This window comes from Micromonospora sp. NPDC004704, from assembly GCF_053601675.1.
In genome coordinates this window covers 289,976-312,338 of the sequence record NZ_JBSGCD010000006.1, presented here as the reverse complement: position 1 = coordinate 312,338, position 22,363 = coordinate 289,976, and the positions used below count along the sequence as shown (strand labels likewise).

The window sequence follows — 22,363 nt, the reverse complement described above, 5'->3', positions numbered from 1 at the left end:
AGCAGCACAACAAATTCATGCCGATCAACGCAAGCCCTCGGCGCGGTGCCGTACTCGGCTGTGGAGCCAGGCGTGGCGGGGACGCGGGGTGGGTAGGGATGCAGTCGTGCTGGCTCCGGGAGTTCTCCTCAACGATCGCTACCAACTCGACGCACGGCTCGCCACCGGCGGGATGGGTGACGTGTGGCGCGGGACAGACCTCCTGCTCGGCCGACAGGTCGCGGTCAAGGTGCTGCTGCCGGCACTGGTGGCCGAGCCGGACTTCATCACCCGGTTCCGGGCCGAGGCCCGGATGATGGCCACCCTGCACCACCCCGGCATAGTACAGGTGTACGACTGCGGGGAACAGGTGCTGAGCGGGGGCACCACCGCCGACTACATGGTCATGGAGTACGTGGCCGGTGAACCGCTCTCCCGGCGGATCGAGGCGGCCGGCCGGATGGGTGTCGAGCAGACCCTGTCGGTGGTGGCACAGGCGGCACGGGCCCTGGACGCCGCGCACCGCAGCGGCATCGTGCACCGCGACGTGAAGCCGGGAAACCTCCTGATCCAGCCGGACGGCACGGTGGTCCTGGTCGACTTCGGAGTCGCCCGCTCCGCCACCATGACCCGGATCACCAGCACCAACGCGGTTCCGGGCACCGCCCTCTACATGGCACCGGAGCAGGCGGCGGGCCGACCGGTGTCGGCAGCCACCGACATCTACGCACTCGGCGCGGTGGCGTACCACTGCCTCGCCGGGGAGCCGCCGTACTCGGGCAAGACCGCGCTGGAGGTTGCCGTCCGGCACCTGCACGACCCACCGCCGACCCCGCCGGCGGACCTGCCGGCACCGGTCGCCGCACTGGTCAGCCGGGCACTGGCGAAGGCGCCCGAGGATCGGTACCCGAGTGCGGCGGCGTTCGCCGAGGCCGCCGACGCCGCGCTGGCCGGCACCGACGGATCAGTCGGTGCCGCCACAGCGCCGGTTGCCGGCCTCGCCCCGGTCGGGGGCGCGCTGGCCGGCGCCGCCATCGCTTCCCGGTCGACCGGAACGGATGGTGGCGTGGGCACGGGGACCCTGCCCGAAATGCCGGTCGTACGCGACTTCCGGGGCGGACCCGGCGACGGGACCGGTGCGCCCGTTCCGGCCGGTGCCCGCCCGAATCGGGCGTCGGGCCGCCGTGCGGTGGTGATGGCCGGGGCCGCCACCCTGCTCGCCGGTGGGGCGCTGCTGGGCGTACTCGCCTTCGTGCGCGACGACGGCGGCAGGGGGCAGACGCCGCCGGTCAATCCGAGCGCCACCGGGGCGGTACCGGGTGCCGGCCCGAGCGCGGGCGCCGGCCAGGACGATGCCGCACCGTCGGGGCGTACCTCGAACGCGCCGGCCCCCGGCGCACCGTCCGGTCCGGCGGCGACCGGGTCTCCGGTGGCGTCGGCGAGCACGGTGCCGAGTGCCACGCCGAGCCCGGTGCCGACCTCCGCCCGCCCCACCGCGAGCCAGACCTCGTCGGAGCAGACCCCACCACCCGAGACCGACGCGCCCGCTACGCCGGACGCGCCGGCCGAACCGCAGGTCCCGGTAGCGTCGCCGGGCAAACCCTGACTCGGACGGGCGCTCCTGACCTGCACGGGCAGCTCTGCACCCAGTGGGGCGTCGCCCGTGTGACGCCGGTTCGCGGGAGGCCGGCGCGGGGTCGTGCCACCTTCGGAACGCGAGAACGCCATTAATCCTGTTTCACGCTCCTGCGCGCATAAGTCGCCATAAAGTGCGGGTTACCTGGTTACAGCCCTAGGAGCCCCGTATGAGCGTTGAAAAACTGGTCGTCATCGGTCAGGGATATGTCGGCTTGCCGTTGGCGATCCGCGCGGTCGAGGCCGGACTCGACGTCGTCGGCCTGGACCTGGACGACAGCAGGGTCAAGCGGCTCAGCGCCGGGGAGTCGTTCATCGAGGACATCTCCACCAACCGCCTCAACGCCGCGCTGGCCACCGGACGCTACCGGCCGAGCAGCGACTACACCGACGCCCGCGACTTCGACGTCTGCGTGATCAGCGTGCCGACCCCGCTGCGCGACGGCGCACCGGACCTGAGCTACGTCGAGCACGCCGGTACGGCCATCGCCCCGTACGTCCGGCCCGGGTGCACGGTCATCCTGGAGTCGACCACCTACCCCGGCACCACCGAGGAACTGCTCCGGCCCCTGCTGGAGGAGGCCACCGGCCTGCAGAGCCCCGGCGACTTCCACCTCGGCTACAGCCCGGAGCGGATCGACCCCGGCAACCCGACCTGGCGGCTGGAGAACACCCCCAAGGTCGTCTCCGGGGTGGACGCCAACGCCCTCGCCCGGGTGGACGGCTTCTACCGGCGGATCGTCGAGCAGACCGTCGCGGTCGACTCGACCCGGGTGGCCGAGCTGACCAAGTTGATCGAGAACACGTTCCGCCAGGTCAACATCGCCCTGATCAACGAGCTGACGATGTGCGCCAGCGAGCTGGGCGTCGACGTGTGGCAGGCGATCGACGCCGCCTCCACCAAGCCGTTCGGCTTCATGCCGTTCCGGCCCGGCCCGGGGGTCGGCGGCCACTGCCTGCCGATCGACCCGTGCTACCTGTCCTGGCAGGTCAAACGGACGCTCGGTCGACAGTTCCGGTTCGTCGAGCTGGCCAACGACATCAACCACGAGATGCCGCAGCACGTGGTCCAGCGGCTCATGGTGGGTCTGAACAAGCAGGGGCGGACGATCAACGGGGCCCGGCTGCTGCTGATCGGGCTGGCGTACAAGAAGAACACCGGGGACATGCGGGACTCCCCCGCCATCGAGGTGGCGGCCCGGCTCCGCGCGCTCGGCGCCGAGGTCCGCGCGGTCGAGCCGTACGCCGAACCGCACCACATCCCGGTCGGCGTGACCGTGGTGGACCTGACCGAGGACGAGGTCGACGCCGCCGACGCGGTGCTGATCGTGACCGACCACGACGGGCTGGACTACGAGATGATCGGCTCGTCCGCGACGTACGTCTTCGACAGCCGCAACCGGTGCGTCGGTCGGGCGGTCGAACGGCTCTGACCCGGTGACCCGTCGGGGACGGGAACTCGAGGGCTGACCGGGCTCAGCGGATCTCCAGGCCGAGGGTCTGTGCGATGACCACAGCCTGGGCCGGGTCGATGATCGCGCCGGTCAGTTGGGTGGTGCTCGGATCGAGCGCGCTCAGGTCGCTGCCGCGCAGGTCGCACCGGACGAGGTTGGCGTGGTGCAGTTGGGCGCCGGAGAGGTCCACGTTGACGATGGCCGCCTCGGCGCAGTTGGCCGCGGTGAGGTCGACCTCGCGCATCCGTACGCCGTCGAACCTCACCCCGCGCAGGTCGGCGCCGGACAGGCCGACGAACGACCAGTCACCCCCGAACACCCGCAGTGGACGCAGGTCCGACTCGGTGAAGGTGCTGCCGACGAACTTGCACCCGGTGAACTCGGCCTCGAAGAGGTTGCAGCGCTTGAAGGTACAGCGCAGGAAGGCCGAGTCGGTGTGCCGGGAGGCGTTGAACTGGACGTTGCCGAAGGTGCAGTCCTGGAACACCGTGCCCCGCGTCGAGGCCTCCATCAGGTCGACGTGCAGGAAGGTGCATCCGACGTAGGTGCTGTCGGTGAACTCGTCGCCGTACCAGTCCTCGTTCCGGAACGTCTCACCCTCGATCGTCTTCACCACTCCGGCAGCCTAGTGCCGTGGTGCGACAGGACACCTCCGGAGGCGACCCTGGCAAGTGGGTTCGGTGGGTCAACCGGCGGCCGGCACCGGCTCCGGGGCGTGCCGGGACTGGCTCCGGTACCAGTCGACGGTCTGGGCCAGGCCGTCGTCCAGTGGCACCGGACGGATCGCCGGGAACAGGTTGGTGAGGCGGGTCGAGTCCGCCTGCGACTCGCGTACGTCACCGACCCGGGCGGGGCCGTGTGCGACCTCGACCGGACGGCCGACCAGCGAGGCCAGCTTGCCGATCAGGGTGAGCAGGGAGACCCGGTTGCCGTACGCGAGGTTGACCGGGACGGTCGAGGTGACCCGGCGTACGACCGCGTCCGCGAGCACCTGGGCGACCGTGCCGACGTACGTGAAGTCCCGGCTCTGGGCCCCGTCGCCGTGCACGGTCAGCGGCTCACCACGCAGTGCGGCATCCACGAAGGCCGGGATCACGGCGGCGTAGGCGTGCCCGACCGACTGCAACGGTCCGTAGACGTTGAAGAACCGCAGCGCCAGGGTCGGCACCCCGAAGGCCGAGTGGTACGCCAGCACCTGCGCCTCGGCGGCGAGCTTGCTGGCCGCGTACGGGCTCATCGGTCGGGTGGCGAGGTCCTCGTGCTTAGGCAGCTCGGCGACGGATCCGTAGACCGAGGAGGACGAGGCCGCGACCAGGTAGGTCCCGGCGCGGCGGCACGCTTCCAGCAGGTAGAGGGTGCCGGTCGCGTTCGCCTCGTGGCTGGCTACCGGGTCGGCCAGTGAGCGGGGCACCGACGGGCGTGCGGCGAGGTGGATGACGGCGTCCATACCGTGCACCAGTTCGTCGAGCAGGTCGCGGTCGAGGATCGACCCGGTCACGAGCCGGACCGGGAGGTCGGCGAGATTCCCCTCGAAGCCGGTGCTGAGGTCGTCCAGCGCGACAACTTGCCCGATTTCCGGCCTATCGACCAACTCTCGACAGGTGTTGGCACCGATAAAGCCGGCTCCGCCGGTAACGAGGACTCTCACCCGATATCCCTCTCTGCACGAAACGAGTTAGACAACCCGGACGTCGGGCGACACCCCAGCACTGAGGCACCTTCCCGCCCTGAACCACGCGATAAACGATCATGCTGCACGAAATCACTGTTTGTCGCCCTGGCGATGATATATGGCCTATCGTGCTCAACGGGGCCGAATTCCAACGGGACTCGCGGCACGTCAGCGAGCGAAACAGAGGGGACGTTCCATGCCACGCGGCACGATTCTGGTCACCGGCGGCGCCGGTTTCATCGGCTCACATCTGGTGGACGCGCTACTGGCCCGAGGCGACCGGGTGGTCGTCCTGGACAACCTGTCCACCGGTCGGATCGCCAACCTGGACCAGGCATCGACCCACCCTGACCTGCACTTCGTCCAAGGTTCTGTGCTCGACGAACTGGTCGTCGACGAACTGGTGCACCGGTGCGACACCGTGGTCCACCTCGCCGCCGCGGTCGGCGTCAAACTGATCGTGGAGCAGCCGCTGAAGTCGCTCACCACGAACATCCGCGGTTCGGAGATCGTGATCGAGGCGGCGCACCGCTACCGGCGCAAGATCCTCATCGCCAGCACCTCCGAGGTGTACGGCAAGAACTCGCGCGGCCCGCTGACCGAGGACGCCGACCGGATCCTGGGCAGCCCGGCCGTGGTGCGGTGGGCGTACAGCACGGCCAAGGCGGTGGACGAGATCCTCGCGAACGCGTACCACAAGGAACGGTCCCTGCCCAGCATGGTCGTCCGGCTGTTCAACGTGGTCGGACCCCGACAGAGCCCGGCGTACGGCATGGTCATCCCGCGCCTGGTCCGCCAGGCGGTCCGGTCCCAGCCGCTGACCGTCTACGGCGACGGGTCGCAGACCCGATGCTTCGCGCACGTGACCGACGTGGTCGGCGCGCTGATGGACCTGCTCGACTGCGAGGCAGCGATCGGCGAGACGGTCAACGTCGGCTCCCCCGCCGAGATCAGCATCCTCGACCTCGCCTGGCGGATCGTGAAGCAGACCCAGAGCACCTCCGAGGTGCGGCTGGTGCCCTACGAGACGGCGTACGGTCTCGGGTTCGAGGACATGGTCCGGCGGGTGCCCGACATCACCAAGATCAACCGGATGATCGGTTGGACGCCGACGCGCACCCTCGATGACATCCTGCGCGAAACCGTCGCCGAGGCGCGGGCCGAAGAGGCCGGCCGGATCCAGATGCTGCCGGCGTGAACGTGCCACTACCGGCCACCGAGACGGCGATCGGTGCACTCGCCGCGCTCCTGCTGGTGGCCGTACTCGTCGAGCCGGCGCGGCGGGTGGCGCTGCGCTGCGGCCTCACCGACCGGCCCGCGCCGCACAAGGCACACCGGCGGGTCACCCCGTACCTCGGCGGGGCGGCCCTCGTCGTCGCCACGCTGATACCGACCGCCGCGCTCGTGGACCTCGATCGGTCCCGGATCTGGCTGGTGCTCGCCGCCGCGCTCGGAATCGCCGTGCTCGGCCTGGTCGACGACGCCCGGACGCTCAGGCCGAGCACCCGGATGGCGATCGAGGCGCTGCTCGCCACCGCCGTGGCACTGGGCGGCGTGCGGCTGAACCTTATCGGTCAGGACCAGCTCGATCTGCTGCTCACGGTCGGCTGGATCATCGTGGTGACCAACTCGTTCAACCTGCTGGACAACACCGACGGGGCACTGGCCACGGTGGCCTGCGCGACCGCCGTACCGCTGTCCGTCTTCGCCGTTGTCGCCGGCCAGCCCGACCTGGCCCTGTTGCTGCTCTGCCTGGCCGCGGCCTGCACCGGGTTCCTGTTGCACAACGCCGCACCGGCCCGGATCTTCATGGGCGACAGTGGATCGCTGTTCATCGGTTTCCTGATCGCGACCGGCGCGGCGATGGTCGCTCCCGGACGCGCGACGGTGGACCGGTCGGCCATTCTCCTGCTGATCATTTTCGTCGCCGCCGTCGACACCGGGCTCGTCCTGGTGTCCCGGCAACGGGCCGGCAGGTCATGGCTCCAGGGCGGCACCGACCATGTCGCGCACCGGCTGCTGCGTACCGGCGTCGGTCCGCACGCGCTGCTCGGCGCCCTCTTCCTGGGCACGTCGACCGCCGGCCTGATCGCGGTCCTGGTCTCGGCCGGTGTGCTGCCCGGCAGCACCGCCCTGCTCGGGGCGCTGGGCGCGGTGGCCGTGCTGATCGTGCTGCTGTTGCAGGTGCCAGCCGGTTACGGACAACCGACCCGGCGCGAACAGCCGACGCCCGCGACGGCCGGCCGCGCCCCCGACTCGGTGCGAGGCTGACCGACGTGGACGTGGTACGGATCCCGGCCCGCCGACGGCTCGGTGGTGACGTGGGGTGAACGACGGGCTCGATTTCCTCTTCGACGGCATCACCCCGCGACCACCGCGACGGCCTCCGGAGGAACCGGAGGGACATCGCTGGGGCCGACGGCTGCGCCGACTCGCGCTGAGCACCACCATCCTGGTGTCGGCCGGCACCGTGGGCGTGCTCGCCATCGGCTACCTCACCAGTTCCGATCTGACCGGCCAGGTCTCCCGGGTCGGTGAGGTGTTCGGCCCCGTCGAGAGCGCCGAACGGCCGGTGACCAGCGCCGCGGTGCAGGACGGCCGGAGCATCCTGGCCATCGGCGCCGAGCTGCGCGGACCCGACCGGGACGGCGAGGCGTCGAACGGACCGCAGGACGACCCGACCGGCCAGGGACAGGGTGGCGGCCCCGACGGGTCGGCCACCGACCGGTACGCCGACGACCCGCCCCCCGACCTGGTTCCCGCCCCCGCTCCCGCCGACGACGAGGCACTGGCCCGGATCGGGCAGCCGCCCGCGGGTGCGATCATGCTGATCCGCTTCGATCCCCGCGACGACTCGGCCTCGGTGATCTCGATCCCGTACCTGACCAGGGTCGACGTGCCCGGTCACGGCCGGTCGACGATCGCCGGGGCGTACGCGCTGGGCGGTCCGACGCTGCTGGTACGCACGGTCGAACAACTCACCGACGCACGGGTCGACCACTTCATGGTGGTCGACTTCGAGGAGCTCGCTCCCGTGGTGGACGTCCTCGGCGGGGTCGACGTGACGGTCGCCGCCGAGGTCACCGACCGGAACGGCGTACGGTTCCACGGCGGCGTCAACCACCTGGACGGCGCTCGGGCTCGGGCGTACCTGCGGCAGCCGGAGAACCTGCCGGGCGGGACGGCCGACCGGATCCAGCGCCAGCAGAACCTGCTCCGGGCGTTGCTGGTCAAGGTCGCCTCGCCCCCACCGGACTCCAACGCGTTGACGAGCTACCGGCTGCTGGACGCGCTCACGCGGGCTGTCTCGGTCGACGACCACTTCGGCCGCGACGAGCTGCGCGAGGTGGCGCAGGCCGCGGGCGCGGTCGGGACGGACAGCATCTGGTTCCTCACCGCGCCGACCGAAATCACGACCAGCGGCACCGAGAGGAGCGCACGGGACCCGGACCTCGTACCGGATCGGCGGGAGCGGCTCTGGGAGGCGTTCAAGACCGGCACCGTCGGCGAGTACGTCGCGCAGCACCCGGAGGACCTGCTCCCTCCCAACCCCGCCTGAACCGGTCGCGTCGGCTTGAACGCCTCGGTCAGCGCCGGTGGTGGGCGAACGGCTCAGCCGGTCAGTACGGCGACGATGGTGGTGCCGGGTTCGAATCCGCCCGCCGCGACGAGCGCGAAGATGCCGTACATCATCTTCGCGGGGTAGACGGGATCGAGGGTCAGGCCGTGCCGGTCGGCGAAGTCGACGACAAAGGTGTCCAGCTCGGGGCGGCGCGTGGCGTACCCGCCGAAGTGGAAGTTGTACTCGATCCGCCAGTTCTCGGTGACCGATCCACCAGCACGGGTCTGTAACCGTTCCACCTCGGCGTCCAGGAACTGCCCGCCCCGCAGCACCGAGAAGCCGAGCGCGGACCGGCCCGGTGCCAGACCGGCGGCGACACCGGCGAGCGTGCCCCCGGTGCCGACCGGTACGCAGATCACGTCGAACGGTTCGGTGATCTCGGCCGGAAGTTCGGCACAGCCCCGTACGGCAAGCTCGTTGCTGCCGCCCTCGGGCAACAGGTAGTGCTCGCCGAACTCCGACCGGAGCCGGGCCAGCAGCTCCGGGTTGTCCTTGTCGCGGTAGCCGGCCCGGTCCAGGTACGTCAGCCGCATCCCGCGCTCCACCGCGTACGCCAGGGACGGGTTCAGCGGGAGGTGCTGCTCGCCCCGGATCACCCCGACCGTGGCGAACCCGAAGTGGGCACCGGCCGCCGCCACCGCCCGGATGTGGTTGGAGTACGCACCACCGAAGGTCACCAGCGTCCGGAGGTTCCGTTCCCGCGCCGCCACCAGGTTGTACTTCAGCTTGCGCCACTTGTTGCCGGGCAGGTCGGGATGGATCAGGTCGTCCCGCTTCAGCAGCAGCCGTACGCCGTGCCGGGCGAGCCGGTCGTCGTCCAGTTCGACCACCGGCGACGGCAGGCGCAGCCGTACCCGTTCGCTCCACCACGTCTCGTCCGCCACCCCGGTCACGGTAACCGACCGTCATCGATCGAAGCCTCGCGGTACGCGTTTGCGTGACCCGCCGTAGTGGGTATCAGGAGCACGCAGATCCAGGCTCTCGGACGAGGAGGCAACAGTGCGCATCGGATCAGCAGGAGCGGCCATCCTTGTCATCTGGTTGATCATCGGAGCGATAGCAGCCGGTCAACGCGGCTACTTCGACAGCTCCAACGACAACTGCGCGGAGGCCGGTACCACGGTCGTGACGGTCATCGCCGGCCCGCTCAACTATGTCGGGCTGAACCCCAAGGTCAGCTGCGAGGTACCGCAGCCCTCGAAGTAACCCTTCCTCATAGCGTCAACTCCGGCCAGCGGGCCGGTACGCGGCCCCCCTCCGCGTACCGGCCCGCTGGCCGTCGCAGTTGCAGGTCTAGAGACGCTGACGCGAACGCAAGCCCTGTCAGCCCCCGCTCAGAAGCGGTCGAGGCGGCAGCCTGCCAGCATCGGCTCGGCGGCGCCGTCGACCAGTTCCCGTGCGACCAGGCGGCCGACGGCCGACGGCCGGGGCGAGCGTGACGGCGGAGTGCAGCACCGCCACGTAGAGGCCGGGCACCTCGGCGACCGGGCCGATGATCGGCTCGCCGTCGACCGGCATGGGGCGTACGCCGACCCGGGAGCTGAGCAACTCGACGTTCGTGGCGCCGCGGAAGGTGGACCGGACGGCGGCGAGGGTCCGGTCGGGCGAGTCTGCGGCGGCGACCAGCTGTTCCGCGGTGACCTGCCGGAGATCGAAGTCCGGGTTGTTGACCACGGTGCGGACCAGACCGGCCGGAGCGCGGAACCGGAAGAGCGTCGCCGGGGACGGTTCGACCGGGACCCGTACGCCGAGCGGCGCGCCCAGCGCGGCCGTGGCCACCCCTGCCGCGAGCACCACGGTCGTACCGGGGAGTGGTCCCCCAGCCGTCTCGACCCCGGCGACCCGACCTGCGGCGTCCCGGCGGATCGCGGTGACCGGGGTGTCCGGATGGATCCGGGCACCGTGGGCGCGGGCGCCGGCGACCAGCCGCTCGGTCACGCCCACCGGGTCGACGGAACCGTCATCGGGCGCCCAGACGGCCCACTCCGGGGGCTGCCGCAGGGTGGGCTCGATCGTCGCCACGGTGGCCGCGTCCAGAATCTCCTGCCCGGGCCCCGCCTCCGGCGCGGTGTCCGCCGCACCCCAGGACAGGGAGCCGGACCAGGTCACCGGAAGCCCCGGGAGTTCGGCCTCGATCCGGCGGTACTCCTGCGTCGCGGTCGCCCGCAGCGCGGCGGCTGGACCTGTGCGTACGCCGGACGCTCCGATCCAGGCGAACGAGTTCGCCGTCACGCCGGCACCCGGCCGCCCGGCGTCGACGAGGGTCACCACGGCACCGGCCCGGGCGGCGTGGTACGCCACCGAGGCGCCGACGATGCCCGCGCCCACCACGATGACCGTTTCCGCCGAAGTGGAGCCGCCACCGGACCGAGCGAGCCGGGAGTGAGACATGACGTGGTGATCCCTTCCTGAGCAGCGGCAACCGACTCGACCCGCGGGAACAGGGCAATGCTGCTCGTCGGCCGACCGTGCACGCTTTGCCGGTCCGGGGGTCCCACCGGACCGGCAGCCGGGTTGCGCGTTGGTCGGCCTTGGTTCGTGGCCGGCCCCAGCGTTGTCGGCGTTCACTGCGGACGCAAGCGCTTTCGCGGTGCTGGGCGGCCGGGTGGCGGGCGCCGCGCCGGCGCGACCCGCACTGACATTTGTCACCAATGACTGTGCGTCCCGCACGCGGGACGATGACTTAGCACACTAGAGGCCGACCGTCCCGTGCACGAGACTCGAACCATCGATCGAGTCAGTGGATCCTCTCGGGGTCCGCCGGAGGAGCCGCGACGATGGACGAACGCTACGACGCGTACTGCGCTGCCGACCCGCTCTTCTACGACTCGTTGGCGACCACCGGGGCGGCGACGGCCGAGTTCGCCGTCGCCGCCCGCGCGGTACCGGACGGCTGGCAGCGGGAACCCAAGGACGACTGGTACGTCTACGGGCCGGTCGGTGGCGCCCTGCCGACCCAGGGTTGGAAGATCCACCTCTCGGCGACCCTGGACAACGCCGACCGGGTGCTGGCCGGCGTCTGGGACTACTGCGTTCCCCGTGGACTGTCGTTCAAGTTCCTTCGCGGACCGCGCCTGTTGCTGCTGCGCAACGCCAAGTACGCGCCGCGCGGCTCCAGCGGCAAGTTCGTCACCATCTACCCACGGGACCCGGACGAGCTGGAGCTGGCGTGCAAGGAACTCGACGAGCGGCTGGCCGGCGAGGCGGGGCCGTACATCCTCAGTGACCTGCGGTACGGCACCGGCCCGGTGTTCGTACGCTACGGCGGGTTCGCCGCCCGCTACTGCCTCTCCCCGCACGGGCAGGTCGTACCGGCGATCGCCGACCCCTCCGGAACGCTGGTGCCGGACCGGCGGGACCCGGTGCTGCACCTGCCGGACTGGGTGACGTTGCCGGACTTCCTCGCCCCGCACCTCGCCGCCCGCAACGCCACCAGCACCACCGACCTGCCCTACCGGATCGAACGGGTCATCCACTTCTCCAACGGTGGCGGTCTCTACGTCGGCCGGGACCTGCGCAACGACACCCAGGTGGTGCTCAAGGAGGCCCGCCCGTACGCCGGACTGGACGCCACCGGTGCCGACGCGGTGACCCGGTTGGCCCGAGAGGGCGACATGCTGCGGCGGCTGGCCGACGTGCCGCGACTGCCGAGGGTGCACGACGAGTTCGGGCTGGGCGAGCACCGTTTCCTGGCCCTGGAGTTCGTCGTCGGGCAGCCGCTGAACCGGGTCCTGGTCGAGCGTTACCCGCTGATCGACGCCGACGCGGACACCGACCGGCTGGGCGCGTACGCGACCTGGGCCCTGGAGGTGTACCGGCAGGTCGAGGCGACCATCGAGGCGATCCACGAGCGGGGTGTGGTCTACGGCGACCTGCACCTGTTCAACATCATGATCGACCCGGACGACCTGGTCACCCTGGTCGACTTCGAGGTCGCCGCACCGGTCACCGAGACCGGCCGACCGGGACTGCGCAACCAGGGCTTCGCCGCCCCGCGCGAACGGACCGGCTTCGCCCTCGACCGGTACGCGCTGGCCTGCCTACGGCTGGCGCTGTTCCTGCCGCTGACCCAACTCGTCCGACTCGCACCGGTCAAGGCGCGGCACTTCGCCGACATCATCGCCGCCCACTTCCCGGTCCCCCGGTCGTTCCTGGACGAGGCGGTCGAGGAGATCACCGGCGGTCGGGAGACGGCCGACACCGGACCACTGGAGTTCCCGACCGGGCTGGCTGACTGGCAGGGGTCGCGTACCCGCCTCGCCGGGGCGATCCTGTCCAGCGCCACCCCCGACCGTACGGACCGGCTCTTTCCCGGCGACATCGAACAGTTCCGGGCGGGCGGCCTGAACCTGGCCCACGGCGCCGCCGGTGTCCTGTACGCCCTCGCGGCCGGTGACGCCGGCCGGTTCCCCGAACACGAGGACTGGCTGGTCGAACGGGCACTCGATCCGCCCTCGGGCAGCCGGTGCGGCTTCTACGACGGACTCCACGGGGTGGCGTACGTGCTGGAGCACCTCGGCCACCGGCAACGGGCCCTCGACGTACTCGACATCTGCCTGCGCGAGCCGTGGACCCGACTCGGGCACGACCTGGCCGGTGGCCTGTCGGGGATGGCGCTGAACCTGGCCGAACTGGCCCACCGCACCGGTGAGCCGGGACTGTGGGAAGCAGCCTGGCGGGCCGCCGACCTGGTCACCGACCGGGTACGCGAGGCCGACGACACCGGGAGCCGGACCAGTGGCGGGCAGCATCCGTACGCCGGGCTGACCCGGGGCCGGTCGGGCCCGGCGCTGATGTTCCTGCGGCTCCATGAGGTCTCCGGCGACCCCGCCCTGCTCGACCTTGCCGCCACCGCGCTCCGCCAGGACCTGCGGCGCTGTGTGGTCCGCGCGGACGGTGCGATGGAGGTCGACGAGGGCTGGCGGACGATGCCCTACCTGGCGCACGGCAGCGTCGGCATCGGGCTGGTCCTCGACCAGTATCTCCGGCACCGCCCGGACGAGCAGTTCACCGAGGCGGCCCTGGCGATCCGGCGGGCCGCCCGGTCACCGCTCTACGTCCAGTCCGGTCTGTTCGCGGGCCGGGCCGGCATCATCGTCTACCTCGCCGCCCGCATCGCTACCGCCGGGTCGAGCCGGCCCGGTGCGCCCGTGCCGGACGGGTCGGACGAGGACCGGCGGGAGTTGGATGGTCAGCTCCGGCGGTTGAGCTGGCACGCGATGCCCTACCGGGACGGTGTCGCGTTTCCCGGCGAACAGTTGCTGCGGCTCTCCATGGACCTCGCCACCGGCAGCGCGGGCGTCCTGCTCGCGATCACGTCGGCCCGGTCCGACCGACCGGTGACGCTGCCCTTCCTCACGCCCTGGGCCCCGGCCGCGCGGCGGTCACCGGGCGACCCCACCCGAGACTCCCTCGCGCCCGCGAGGGTGGACAACCGATCGAACGAATGAGATGAGGTGGCACGACATGGCGCTTCTCGACCTGCAGGGCCTGGAACTGACCGCGGAGGAGCTCAAGGGCGGTGACACCGGTGGAAGCCGGGCCAGCCTGCTGCTCTGCGGCGACAGCTCGCTGTCCCTGACGACCTGCAACTGATCGGTTCGACACCGAGCCCTGGGTGGGTGTGTACGCGCCCACCCAGGGCGTCCGCCCCGGTTCGGGCCCCGGCTCTCGGCCGGTTAGATCCAGCCGCCGTCGCGGGCGATCCGCACCGCCTCGATCCGGGTCCGCGCGCCGGCCTTGGTCGCGATCCGGGAGAGGTGATTGCGTACGGTTCCCGGCGACAGCCCCACCCGTGCCGCTATCTCGACCACCGGTGCCCCGTCGGCGGCGATCTCGAGCACCTCGGTCTCCCGGACGGTCAGCGGGCTCTCCGTGTTCAACGCCGCGACGACCAGATCGGCGTCGACCACCGGTTCGCCCCGGGCGAGCCGGCGTACCCCGTCCACCACCCGTTGCGGGGTGACGTCGTTGCCGAGAAAACCGACGGTCCGGCTCCGGGCGCGCAGCGCCCCGCCGAGTGATCCGGGTCGCCGGGCGTCGACCAGCACGAGCACCGGACAGGGATGTTCGTACCGGGGCGCCGCCTCGGCCGGTCTGCCGGTGCCGAGCAGCCCGGAGTCGACCACGACGACGTCCGCCCGGCTCGACCGGATCGCGGGCTCGACCTGCTCGATCCGATCGAGTTCGGCCACCACGTCGATGTCGTCCTCAGTGGTCAGTACGAAGGCCAGCGCGCCACGGATCAGCGCACCGTCGAGAGCCAGCAGCGTCCGGATCAATCTACCGTTACCTCTCCCGCGTTCGAGGTGGCGCCGAAAGACAGTTCAGGTCGACAGAGTCAGCATATGTAGGGATTTAAGCATGAAGGCTGGTGTCCCGCTCGTTGGCACGGCGGTCACCGGTCACAGCCAACCGTCCCGCTGGGCTCGCCGTACCGCCTCCAGCCGGTTGCGGGCGCCGGTCTTGCGCAGGATCACGGTGAGGTGGTTGCGCACCGTCCCGTACGCCAGATACAGCCGACAGGCGATCTCCTTCAACGGCAGGCCCTCCGCCGCCGCCCGCAACACCTCCCGCTCCCGTACGGTGAGCGGCCCGACCGGTGGACTCAGCGCGGCGACAGCGGCGACCGGATCGATCACCCGCTCCCCCAGTGCGACCAACCGGAGCAACCGGACCAGCTCGGCCGGCGGCAGGTTCTTGTCGACGAATCCGCGTACGCCCGCGCGGAGCGCGGCCTGCAGGGTCACCGGACAGCGGTGGGCGCTCATCGCCAGCACATTGGTCCCCCGCGCGGTCACGTCGAGTTGCCGCAGCACCACGAGCGGATCGTGACGGGCCGGCCCGATGTCGATCAGTACGACGTCGGGGCGTTCCCGCCGTACCACCGAGACCACGTCGGCCGACGGAGCGAGGTCGGCCACCACCTCCAGGTCGTCCTCGCTGGACAGCAGCATCCGCAGGGCACCTCGGAGCAGGCCCGTCTCCTCGACGATCAGCACACGGATCACGGAGCCTCCCGATCCCGGCATCGGCCGACGGTGACCCTTCGTGTCGACTGGACCGAACGACATCGTAACGTCAGGTTACGAAGCCCGCACGGTACGCAAACGGAACCGGGACGGGAACGGACACGCGGTCCGGCATGGAGGACCTCCGGCCCCGACCGTCCACGAGGGTTCGCGCGGTTCGATCCGATGACTATCTTGGGCAGATGTCCCCCACCGCGTCGAACGCGCTGCCGATCGTGCAGTTCCACAGCCGGCCGGAGACCGTGGATCTCTCCTGGGGCCATCCCGATCCGACCACCCTCCCGGTGCGGGAGTGGACCGAGGCGTGCGTCGGCGCGCTACGCCGGTACGGCGGCTCCGCGCTGACGTACGGCTACGCGAACGGACCGGCTCCGCTGGTCGAGTGGCTGGCGGAGCGGCTCGGTCACACCGACGGCCGGGCGCCCGACCCGTCACGGATCTTCGTCACCGCCGGTGCCTCGCACGCGCTCGACCTGGTGGCTGGGCTGCTCTGCCGGCGGGGCGACACGGTCCTGGTGGACGCGCCCACGTACCACCTGGCGTTCCGGGTCCTCGCCGATCACGGGGTGACCCTCGTGCCGACCCCGTCCGACCGGGACGGGATCGACCCGGCGGCAACCCGTGACCTGGTCGCACACCTGCGGCGGGACGGGCGACGGGTACCGCTGCTCTACCTCGTACCGACGTTCGGCAATCCGACCGGATGGAGTCTGGGGTCAACCCGCCGGGCGGAGTTGGTCGCGGTGGCCGAGCAGACCGGGCTCGTCCTGGTCGAGGACGACACCTACCGGGAACTCGCGTACGACGGCACCGCACCCCCGTCGCTCTACAGCGCGGCCGAGGACGGTGCGGTGATCCGGCTCGGCTCGTTCGCCAAGACCGTCGCGCCGGGGCTACGGCTCGGTTGGCTCACCGCCGCACCGCCGGTGATCACCGCCCTGGCGAGGCGGGGCTACATCGACAGCGGCGGCGGGGTGAACCACGCCAACGCCCTGTCGATGGCCGAATTCGCCCGCGCCGGTGCGTACGAGCACCACCTCGAAGGGATACGGGACCGCTACCGGGGGCAGCGTGACGCCCTGGTCTCGGCCGTCCGACACCACCTGCCGGAGGTCGCCTTCGACACTCCCGCCGGGGGCTGGTTCCTCTGGCTGCGCCTACCCGCGCCGGTCAGCGCGACCGCACTGCTGCCGTACGCCGAGGCGAGCGGGGTGTCGTACCTGCCCGGAACCCACTTCTTCGTCACGGACGGCGGGGACGACCACCTGCGCCTGTCGTTCTCCCTGTTCGCACCCGACCTCCTGGAGGAGGGTGTCAGGCGACTGGCGCGGGCGATGACGGACCTGACCGCGTCCGGCGAGCCGGGCGGCGGCAACGCCGACGATTCCTGAGCCGGCGCTGGACGCGGCTCAGCCGAGCGCCGATGCCGTCGGGTCGGCGCTGGCGGACGGCGTCGGTCCCTGGGTCGACGTCGGGTCCTGGCTCGCGGTGACGGTCGGGGTGGGAGTCGGCTCGGTGTCCGGGGTGGTGGACGGCGACGGTGACGGTGTCTCGCTCGGCGTGGGTGTCGGCGTGGCCGGTACGGAGGTCACCGGCGGCGTCGGGGTCGGGCTGCTCGGTGTCGGGGTGGGGTGGCCCGACGTCGAGGGGCGCGGGGTCGACCTGGGCGTCTTCGACGGGGTGGCGTACGGCCGGGGGTGGGAGGCGGCGCCGGTGCTCGTGACCGGACCGGCTGCTCCGGTGCCGCCGGAGCCCGTCACCGACGGCGTCGGCACGCTGGTCTCGGCCGAGGCCGGGCTCATCGGCACGATGATGTCGGTCGGGCTCGCCGACACCGGGTCGTACGGCGTGACCGCCAGGCCGGCCGTTGCGGCGCGACCGAGCCCCTGGGTGGGCTGACCGTTCGTCCGCGGTCCCCGATCGGGATTTGCCGTACCGACGGCGGTGAGCGCGACGCCGAGCCCGACGCTGCCGACGAGGATCGCGGCGAGCACCCCGATCGCGGGCCGGGGTGGGGGCGGTAGCGGGCGGCGGTGGGCGGGCACGGAAGCTCCCGGTGCGGGTGAGACGGAAACGCCGAGGTCAGCGCGGTAAGGCTCGTACCCTGCCCGGTGTCGACGCCGGTACGCAACGAGGCGCCGGCCCCCTGTGGGCTATGTCATAACCAGTCAGCATCAACCCGCTAATCCAGTCATCAGACGGATATGCCGGACTCACCCCAGTAGTCGGGAAGGCCGACGGTTGGCGGCTCGTTACAGGCCGGCCGCCCGGTCGTAGCGCTGGCGCAGTTCGCGCATTCCCTGTTCACCCAGCGACTCCTGGCGCGCCTGCTGCTGGTACTGCTCGGGGAAAAGCTGCCCGACCCGATCGCTGAACGAGACCTCGTTGGTCGCCTCGGCCACCTGCACGGTCGGCGGCTCGGTGCCCATCGCCACCACGATCGGCCCGACGAGCTTGACCGCCCAGTCCCAGGGCCGGTTCGGCTCGGCGACCCCGCAGAGGTGGAAACCGTACGCCGTCCGTACCTCGGAGACGGTGGTCGCCTCGGCGGGCTCGAAGCCGAAGACGCGTGCCCCGCAGACGACCTTCGTCTCCGCCGCCACGTCCCGGGCGTGCTCGCCGTGGCCCTGGTGCTGCTCCGGCTCGAGCTGTTCGAGCACCCCGACCAGGCGGCGGCCGAGTTGACTGTTGAGGTCGTCGGCCGGCGCCGGCTGCGAACCGGCGGTGTTGACCAGGAGTACGACCGTGGCCGACACCGCCAACAGGATGACGCCAACCCAGACGAAGCGGTTGCGCCACCAGGCCGACGCCGTGGCCGGCTCGACATCTTCCGGAGAAACTCGCATGTCTTCCCATCACCGGTCGGACCCCGGCGGGGAACGCCAGCACGGTCGTGTCGCGTGGTGGTGTTCCTGCGGTGCCGGGGCGTTGGCTGAGCTCTGGTCACAAACCCGGTCCGGGGGCGCCGCTCGACGCGACGACCACCGCCTGTGCCTGATCCGGCTCCGCCGACCGGCGTGGTTGCCCCCGACACCGTGGCGATACCGACCATCGGAGCATGCCCGGCAGCACCCGGTCAATGGGTTCCCGTCGATCCGTTCGCCGTACCGGCGGGACGGGGCGCCGGTTACGCCGAACCGACCTGCGCCGCCGCGGCCCGTACGGTGTGGTTCAGCAGCAGTGCCGTGGTCACCGGACCGACGCCGCCGGGCACCGGGGTGAGCCCGCCGGCATGCTCCACGACCGAATCCGCGTCCACGTCTCCGACCAGGCCGCCGTCCGGGGTCGGGTTGGTGCCGACGTCGACCACCACCGCGCCCCGCTTGACGTGCTCGGCGGTGACCAGTCCGGCCCGGCCCACGGCGGCCACCAGGATGTCGGCCGTCGAGGTGGCAGCGGCCAGGTCGGGCGTACGGGAATGGCAGACGGTCACCGTGGCGTGCCGGTCCAGCAGCAGATGCGCGACGGGCTTGCCGACCACGGTGGAGCGCCCGATCACGGCAGCCCGCCGCCCGGCCAGCTCGACACCGTGGTGGTCGAGGATCGCCAGCACCGCCGCAGCCGTCGCGGGCGGGTACGCGGGCAGCCCGGCCGCGAGCCGGCCAAGGCTGAGCGGGTTCGCCCCGTCGACGTCCTTCTCCACGGCAATCGCCCCGGCCAGGTCCTCCAGTCTCGCCCCGGCGGGCAACGGGGTCTGCAGGATGATGCCGTGCACCAGGTCGTCGGCGCTGACCCGGGCCAGGGTGGCGCGGATCGTCGCGACGTCGGCGTCGGCGCCCAGCTCGATCACCGTACAGCTGATTCCGATCTTCACCGCCGCGGTGCTGATCGACCGTACGTACCAGGCGCTCGCCTCGTCGTCGGTGGCGACCACGACGGCGAGCTGGGGCGGTGTGCCGGCGGCGGTGAGCAGGGCGGCCCGTTGCGCGGTCTCGGCGCGGATGGCGGCGGCCAGTTCACGGCCGCCGAGCAGGAGCCCGCTCATCCGGCGATTCCCGCCCGAACGGCGGCGGTGATCCGGTCCGCCCGGTCGGCCAGCTCGTCGACCCGGTCCGTGGCGGAGACGAGTTCCGCGCGGGCGGCGTCGTCGCGTACGCCGCTGAGGTTGATCTCGACGTTGACCCGCGCGGTGGTGGCGGCGGCGCGGGCGGCCTCGACGGCGGCGGCCACGTCGGAGCTGACGTTCGGGTTGCCGACCGGCAGCAGCTCCTCCGCCAGCGTGATGAGGGTCGCGGCGGCCGCGATCACCCGGGCCGGTGGCTGTGCCGCACCGACCAGGGCGGATGCGATGGCCTGCGAGCGGGCGGTCCGCTGCGCCTCGGACTCCTTGGGCAGCCGGTAGGCGTCGGTGACCGCGGTGAAGGCGGAGGCGTCGTCGGCGGCGAGCCGGAGTGCGGTGCCGCGCAGCTCGTCGGCGCTCTCCCGGATCCGGTCGATGACGTCCCGGTGCTCGGCGTACCTCTCCCCCGTGCTGTACCGGGCGACCATGCCGAGCAGCGCGGCAGCCTGGGCGGCGTGCAACGCGGCGGTCGCGCCACCGCCGGGTGCCGGGACCCGGTCGGCGAGCCGGTCCAGGAAGTCCCCGATCGTCTCGTCGCGCATCCGCGCTCGTCCTCCGCGTCGGTCGCCGGTGCTGCCCGGGTAGATCCTGCCAGGGCCAACGGTCGCCCCCGAGGCCAACCCACCGCCGGCCGGGTGCTCTGACGCGGCGGTCAGGCCGAGCCGCTCGTACGGGCGGCCTCGACCGCCCGTACCAGCGGAAATCCCGATTCCAGCACTTCGATGGCGCGGAGCAGTTCGGAGATCCGGGGCGGCTCGCCGCGTACGGTGCCGAGCACCGCACCGGCCAGCGCGCCCGCGAAGACCCGTACCTCGAACGGGTCGGCGTCCCCGCCCAGCCGATCGGTGACCGCCTGGCCCAGCAGGTCGATGGTACGGAGGAGCTCGTCCATCTGAGCCGCCCGCAGCTCCGGCACCGAATAGATCAGGCGTTGCCGCCGCTCCTCCTGCTCGCGCTCCTCCGGCGACAGGCGGAGGAACACCGACTCGATGGACCGCCGGAACGCGGTCAGTACCGGAAGGTCGGCCGGCTGGTCGACGAACGAGGTCAGCAGGACGGGGTCGAGGTCGTCGGTCAGGACCAGGCGTTCCTTGGACGGGAAGTACCGGAACAGGGTGCTGGGTGAGACCTCGGCCGCCTCGGCTATCTGCTCGACCGTCGTCTCCGCGTAGCCCTGCTCGGCGAAGAGCCGCATGGCGTGCTCGCGGATCGTCGCGCGGGTCCGGATCTTCTTGCGTTCGCGCAGCCCGAGCGTCTCTGGTTCAGCCGACATGCATAGATTCTGGCTCATCCACCACGGGTCGCACCGCTGGCCGCCGTCGAGGAAGCACGATCACCGCTGTTATGGCGGCGACGATGCAGATCCCGGCGCAGGTCCAGAGCATCAGGTCCATGCCGTGCACGTACGCGGACCGGACCGTGTCGAGCAGGTCGGGCCGGCCCAGTTGCCGGGCCACCGCCACACCGGTGGTGACGCTGTCGGTGACCGGCAGCCGTACCTCGTCGCCGAGCCCGGAGCGGTATCCGGAGCTCAGGATCGTGCCGAGGATGGCGACGCCGATGGTGCCGCCTGCCTGTCGCAGGGCCTGGATCAGCGCCGAACCCGATCCGGACCGTTCGGTGGACAGCGCGCCGAGGGCGGCGTTCATGGCGGTGGGCAGGGCCACCCCCATGCCCGCGCCGACGAGGGCGATCCAGGTGCCGGTGTACCAGTAGGCGGTGTCGGTGCCGGTGTTGGCGCCGAGGGCGAGGCCGATGGTGAGCAGCACGAATCCGACCGCGAGCACCGGGCCGGGGGCGAAGGTCCGGACCAGCCGGTCGGCGAGTCGGGTGCCGACGAGCAGGCCGGCGATCAGCGGCAGCAGCCGGACGCCGGTGCCGAGGGCGGTGGCTCCGGTGACCGACTGGAGGAACTGCGGCACCGCGAACAGAAGTCCGAACAGGGCGAAGTTGACCCCGGTGGCGAGGATGCTCCCCCAGGTGAAGCCCCGACTCCGGAACAGGGCGAGGTCGATCAACGGGTGGGGCGTACGGCGTTGCCAGGCCACGAACCCGACCAGCAGGAGCAGTCCGACGGCGATGGCGAGCGGCGTACCCGGGTCGCCCCAGCCGTCCTGTCCGGCGCGGATGAAGCCGTAGGTCAGCCCGAGCAGGCCGAGCGAGGAGAGCGCCACGCCGACCAGGTCGAGCGGGGTGGGCCGGTCGCTGCGCGATTCGGGTACGAACAGGGCAACCGCGATCACGCCGAGCACCACCAGCGGCACGTTGATCAGGAAGATGGAGCCCCACCAGAAGTGGGTGAGCAGCCAGCCGCCGAGGATCGGGCCGAGCGGCAGGCCGATGGCGGTCGCGGTGACCCAGACGGTGAGGGCGCGGGCCCGTTCGGCGGCGTCGGTGAAGATCACCGGTAGCACCGCCATGGAGAGCGGCATCATGATCGCCGCCCCGAGTCCGAGCACCGCGCGGGCGGCGATCAGTCCATTGGCGGATCCGGCGTAGGCGCAGAGCACGGAGGCGGCGCCGAACAGGAACAGGGCGCCGAGCAGGAGCCGGCGCCGGCCGTACCGGTCGCCGAGTGCCCCGGCCGGGAGCAGGGTCGCCGCCAGCACCAGGGTGTACGCGCTGCTGAACCACTGCAGTTGGGCCGTGGTGGCGCCGAGGTCGGTGGCCAGGGTGGGCATCGCCACGGTCAGCACGGTGGTGTCGAGCCCGATGGTGAGCATGGCCAGGGCGAGGGCGGCCAGCGCCCACCACCGGCTGGATGGGGTCTTCATGCCAACTCCAGGGAAAGTAGGAGACGAACCGAAATGATAGTAGCTCCCAAAATCGAGTGACTGTCAATTCGATCCTCCGGTCGCGCCGACGGCTCGACACGGACCGCGGACCCTAAGATCAATTTCGCGGTCGCGC

21 protein-coding genes and 1 pseudogene are annotated in these 22,363 nt (G+C 71.4%); 10 read left to right on the top strand and 12 right to left on the bottom strand.

Annotation, left to right across the window (positions count from 1 at the left end):
* Window positions 1–88: 88 nt before the first annotated feature.
* Together ACWEFB_RS11210 and ACWEFB_RS11205 are read left to right on the top strand one after the other, a co-directional pair.
* Window positions 89–1,585, top strand: a complete 1,497-nt coding sequence (locus tag ACWEFB_RS11210) for a protein kinase domain-containing protein (RefSeq protein ID WP_452284500.1) — start codon at window positions 89–91, stop codon at window positions 1,583–1,585.
* Between the two features lie 199 nt (window positions 1,586–1,784).
* Window positions 1,785–3,047, top strand: coding sequence for a nucleotide sugar dehydrogenase (locus ACWEFB_RS11205; protein ID WP_326558020.1), 1,263 nt, complete (start codon window positions 1,785–1,787; stop codon window positions 3,045–3,047).
* Window positions 3,048–3,090: 43 nt separating this feature from the next.
* On the opposite strand, the gene ACWEFB_RS11200 is transcribed toward ACWEFB_RS11205, so the two are convergent.
* Window positions 3,091–3,684: a pentapeptide repeat-containing protein gene (locus tag ACWEFB_RS11200; protein ID WP_452284497.1), complete on the bottom strand. Its 594-nt coding sequence runs from the start codon at window positions 3,682–3,684 to the stop codon at window positions 3,091–3,093.
* Between the two features lie 69 nt (window positions 3,685–3,753).
* Window positions 3,754–4,716: an NAD-dependent epimerase/dehydratase family protein gene (locus ACWEFB_RS11195; RefSeq protein ID WP_452284495.1), complete on the bottom strand. Its 963-nt coding sequence runs from the start codon at window positions 4,714–4,716 to the stop codon at window positions 3,754–3,756.
* 220 nt (window positions 4,717–4,936) lie between these two features.
* Here ACWEFB_RS11195 and ACWEFB_RS11190 point away from each other — a divergent pair, with 220 nt between their 5' ends.
* From ACWEFB_RS11190 to ACWEFB_RS11180, 3 genes are read left to right on the top strand one after another with little or no spacing between them, the layout of a single operon-like run.
* Entirely contained in the window at window positions 4,937–5,938 is a 1,002-nt protein-coding gene (locus ACWEFB_RS11190) for an NAD-dependent epimerase/dehydratase family protein (protein ID WP_452284494.1), read from the top strand.
* Entirely contained in the window at window positions 5,935–7,011 is a 1,077-nt protein-coding gene (locus tag ACWEFB_RS11185) for an MraY family glycosyltransferase (protein ID WP_452284492.1), read from the top strand. Before ACWEFB_RS11190 ends, ACWEFB_RS11185 begins: the two co-directional genes overlap by 4 nt.
* Before the next feature lie 55 nt (window positions 7,012–7,066).
* Window positions 7,067–8,299, top strand: coding sequence for an LCP family protein (locus tag ACWEFB_RS11180; protein ID WP_452284490.1), 1,233 nt, complete (start codon window positions 7,067–7,069; stop codon window positions 8,297–8,299).
* A 53-nt stretch (window positions 8,300–8,352) separates the two neighbouring features.
* On the opposite strand, the gene ACWEFB_RS11175 is transcribed toward ACWEFB_RS11180, so the two are convergent.
* The gene (locus tag ACWEFB_RS11175) at window positions 8,353–9,246 is read right to left on the bottom strand and encodes a 1-aminocyclopropane-1-carboxylate deaminase/D-cysteine desulfhydrase (RefSeq protein WP_452284488.1); all 894 of its coding nucleotides are present in this window, start codon (window positions 9,244–9,246) and stop codon (window positions 8,353–8,355) included.
* Window positions 9,247–9,361: 115 nt separating this feature from the next.
* Here ACWEFB_RS11175 and ACWEFB_RS11170 point away from each other — a divergent pair, with 115 nt between their 5' ends.
* The gene (locus ACWEFB_RS11170) at window positions 9,362–9,568 is read left to right on the top strand and encodes a hypothetical protein (RefSeq protein WP_326558013.1); all 207 of its coding nucleotides are present in this window, start codon (window positions 9,362–9,364) and stop codon (window positions 9,566–9,568) included.
* Window positions 9,569–9,685: 117 nt separating this feature from the next.
* On the opposite strand, the gene ACWEFB_RS11165 is transcribed toward ACWEFB_RS11170, so the two are convergent.
* Together ACWEFB_RS11165 and ACWEFB_RS11160 are read right to left on the bottom strand one after the other, a co-directional pair.
* Entirely contained in the window at window positions 9,686–10,753 is a 1,068-nt protein-coding gene (locus ACWEFB_RS11165; protein ID WP_452284486.1) for an NAD(P)/FAD-dependent oxidoreductase, read from the bottom strand.
* 136 nt (window positions 10,754–10,889) lie between these two features.
* Window positions 10,890–10,988: pseudogene (locus tag ACWEFB_RS11160) on the bottom strand (integrase); the annotation flags it as partial.
* A 151-nt stretch (window positions 10,989–11,139) separates the two neighbouring features.
* Here ACWEFB_RS11160 and lanKC point away from each other — a divergent pair.
* Both lanKC and ACWEFB_RS11150 read left to right on the top strand, forming a co-directional pair.
* Entirely contained in the window at window positions 11,140–13,812 is a 2,673-nt protein-coding gene (gene lanKC, locus ACWEFB_RS11155; RefSeq protein WP_452284484.1) for a class III lanthionine synthetase LanKC, read from the top strand.
* 16 nt (window positions 13,813–13,828) lie between these two features.
* A complete protein-coding gene (locus tag ACWEFB_RS11150; protein ID WP_326558010.1) occupies window positions 13,829–13,957 on the top strand; it encodes a SapB/AmfS family lanthipeptide in 129 nt (42 codons plus the stop codon).
* 83 nt (window positions 13,958–14,040) lie between these two features.
* On the opposite strand, the gene ACWEFB_RS11145 is transcribed toward ACWEFB_RS11150, so the two are convergent.
* Window positions 14,041–14,643: a response regulator transcription factor gene (locus ACWEFB_RS11145; RefSeq protein WP_326558009.1), complete on the bottom strand. Its 603-nt coding sequence runs from the start codon at window positions 14,641–14,643 to the stop codon at window positions 14,041–14,043.
* Window positions 14,644–14,766: 123 nt separating this feature from the next.
* Window positions 14,767–15,372, bottom strand: coding sequence for a response regulator transcription factor (locus tag ACWEFB_RS11140; protein WP_326558008.1), 606 nt, complete (start codon window positions 15,370–15,372; stop codon window positions 14,767–14,769).
* A 203-nt stretch (window positions 15,373–15,575) separates the two neighbouring features.
* Here ACWEFB_RS11140 and ACWEFB_RS11135 point away from each other — a divergent pair, with 203 nt between their 5' ends.
* Both ACWEFB_RS11135 and ACWEFB_RS11130 read left to right on the top strand, forming a co-directional pair.
* Window positions 15,576–16,784, top strand: coding sequence for an aminotransferase-like domain-containing protein (locus ACWEFB_RS11135; protein WP_452284481.1), 1,209 nt, complete (start codon window positions 15,576–15,578; stop codon window positions 16,782–16,784).
* A 124-nt stretch (window positions 16,785–16,908) separates the two neighbouring features.
* The gene (locus ACWEFB_RS11130; RefSeq protein ID WP_452284479.1) at window positions 16,909–17,292 is read left to right on the top strand and encodes a hypothetical protein; all 384 of its coding nucleotides are present in this window, start codon (window positions 16,909–16,911) and stop codon (window positions 17,290–17,292) included.
* Window positions 17,293–17,645: 353 nt separating this feature from the next.
* Here ACWEFB_RS11130 and ACWEFB_RS11125 read toward each other — a convergent pair whose 3' ends face one another.
* From ACWEFB_RS11125 to ACWEFB_RS11105, 5 genes are all read right to left on the bottom strand, one after another.
* Window positions 17,646–18,239, bottom strand: a complete 594-nt coding sequence (locus ACWEFB_RS11125) for a hypothetical protein (RefSeq protein WP_452284477.1) — start codon at window positions 18,237–18,239, stop codon at window positions 17,646–17,648.
* 281 nt (window positions 18,240–18,520) lie between these two features.
* Window positions 18,521–19,378 (bottom strand): bifunctional 5,10-methylenetetrahydrofolate dehydrogenase/5,10-methenyltetrahydrofolate cyclohydrolase, encoded by an 858-nt coding sequence (locus ACWEFB_RS11120; RefSeq protein ID WP_452284475.1) that lies wholly within the window; start codon window positions 19,376–19,378, stop codon window positions 18,521–18,523.
* Window positions 19,375–19,995, bottom strand: coding sequence for a cyclodeaminase/cyclohydrolase family protein (locus ACWEFB_RS11115; protein WP_452284473.1), 621 nt, complete (start codon window positions 19,993–19,995; stop codon window positions 19,375–19,377). Before ACWEFB_RS11115 ends, ACWEFB_RS11120 begins: the two co-directional genes overlap by 4 nt.
* Before the next feature lie 110 nt (window positions 19,996–20,105).
* Window positions 20,106–20,726, bottom strand: a complete 621-nt coding sequence (locus ACWEFB_RS11110; protein WP_452284471.1) for a TetR/AcrR family transcriptional regulator — start codon at window positions 20,724–20,726, stop codon at window positions 20,106–20,108.
* Complete coding sequence (locus tag ACWEFB_RS11105; RefSeq protein ID WP_452284469.1) at window positions 20,716–22,227, bottom strand: DHA2 family efflux MFS transporter permease subunit; 1,512 nt, start codon at window positions 22,225–22,227, stop codon at window positions 20,716–20,718. The genes ACWEFB_RS11110 and ACWEFB_RS11105 overlap by 11 nt, the downstream gene beginning before the upstream one ends.
* Window positions 22,228–22,363 lie beyond the last annotated feature (136 nt).

Bases quoted from the DNA above. Each gene is read 5' to 3' on its own strand.
- ACWEFB_RS11205 (WP_326558020.1), top strand. From the start codon at position 1,785: ATGAGCGTTGAAAAACTGGTCGTCATCGGTCAGGGATATGTCGGCTTG.
- ACWEFB_RS11190 (WP_452284494.1), top strand. From the start codon at position 4,937: ATGCCACGCGGCACGATTCTGGTCACCGGCGGCGCCGGTTTCATCGGC.
- ACWEFB_RS11165 (WP_452284486.1), bottom strand. From the start codon at position 10,753: ATGTCTCACTCCCGGCTCGCTCGGTCCGGTGGCGGCTCCACTTCGGCG.
- lanKC (WP_452284484.1), top strand. From the start codon at position 11,140: ATGGACGAACGCTACGACGCGTACTGCGCTGCCGACCCGCTCTTCTAC.
- ACWEFB_RS11150 (WP_326558010.1), top strand. From the start codon at position 13,829: ATGGCGCTTCTCGACCTGCAGGGCCTGGAACTGACCGCGGAGGAGCTC.
- ACWEFB_RS11135 (WP_452284481.1), top strand. From the start codon at position 15,576: ATGTCCCCCACCGCGTCGAACGCGCTGCCGATCGTGCAGTTCCACAGC.
- ACWEFB_RS11125 (WP_452284477.1), bottom strand. From the start codon at position 18,239: ATGCGAGTTTCTCCGGAAGATGTCGAGCCGGCCACGGCGTCGGCCTGG.
- ACWEFB_RS11120 (WP_452284475.1), bottom strand. From the start codon at position 19,378: ATGAGCGGGCTCCTGCTCGGCGGCCGTGAACTGGCCGCCGCCATCCGC.
- ACWEFB_RS11115 (WP_452284473.1), bottom strand. From the start codon at position 19,995: ATGCGCGACGAGACGATCGGGGACTTCCTGGACCGGCTCGCCGACCGG.
- ACWEFB_RS11110 (WP_452284471.1), bottom strand. From the start codon at position 20,726: ATGTCGGCTGAACCAGAGACGCTCGGGCTGCGCGAACGCAAGAAGATC.
- ACWEFB_RS11105 (WP_452284469.1), bottom strand. From the start codon at position 22,227: ATGAAGACCCCATCCAGCCGGTGGTGGGCGCTGGCCGCCCTCGCCCTG.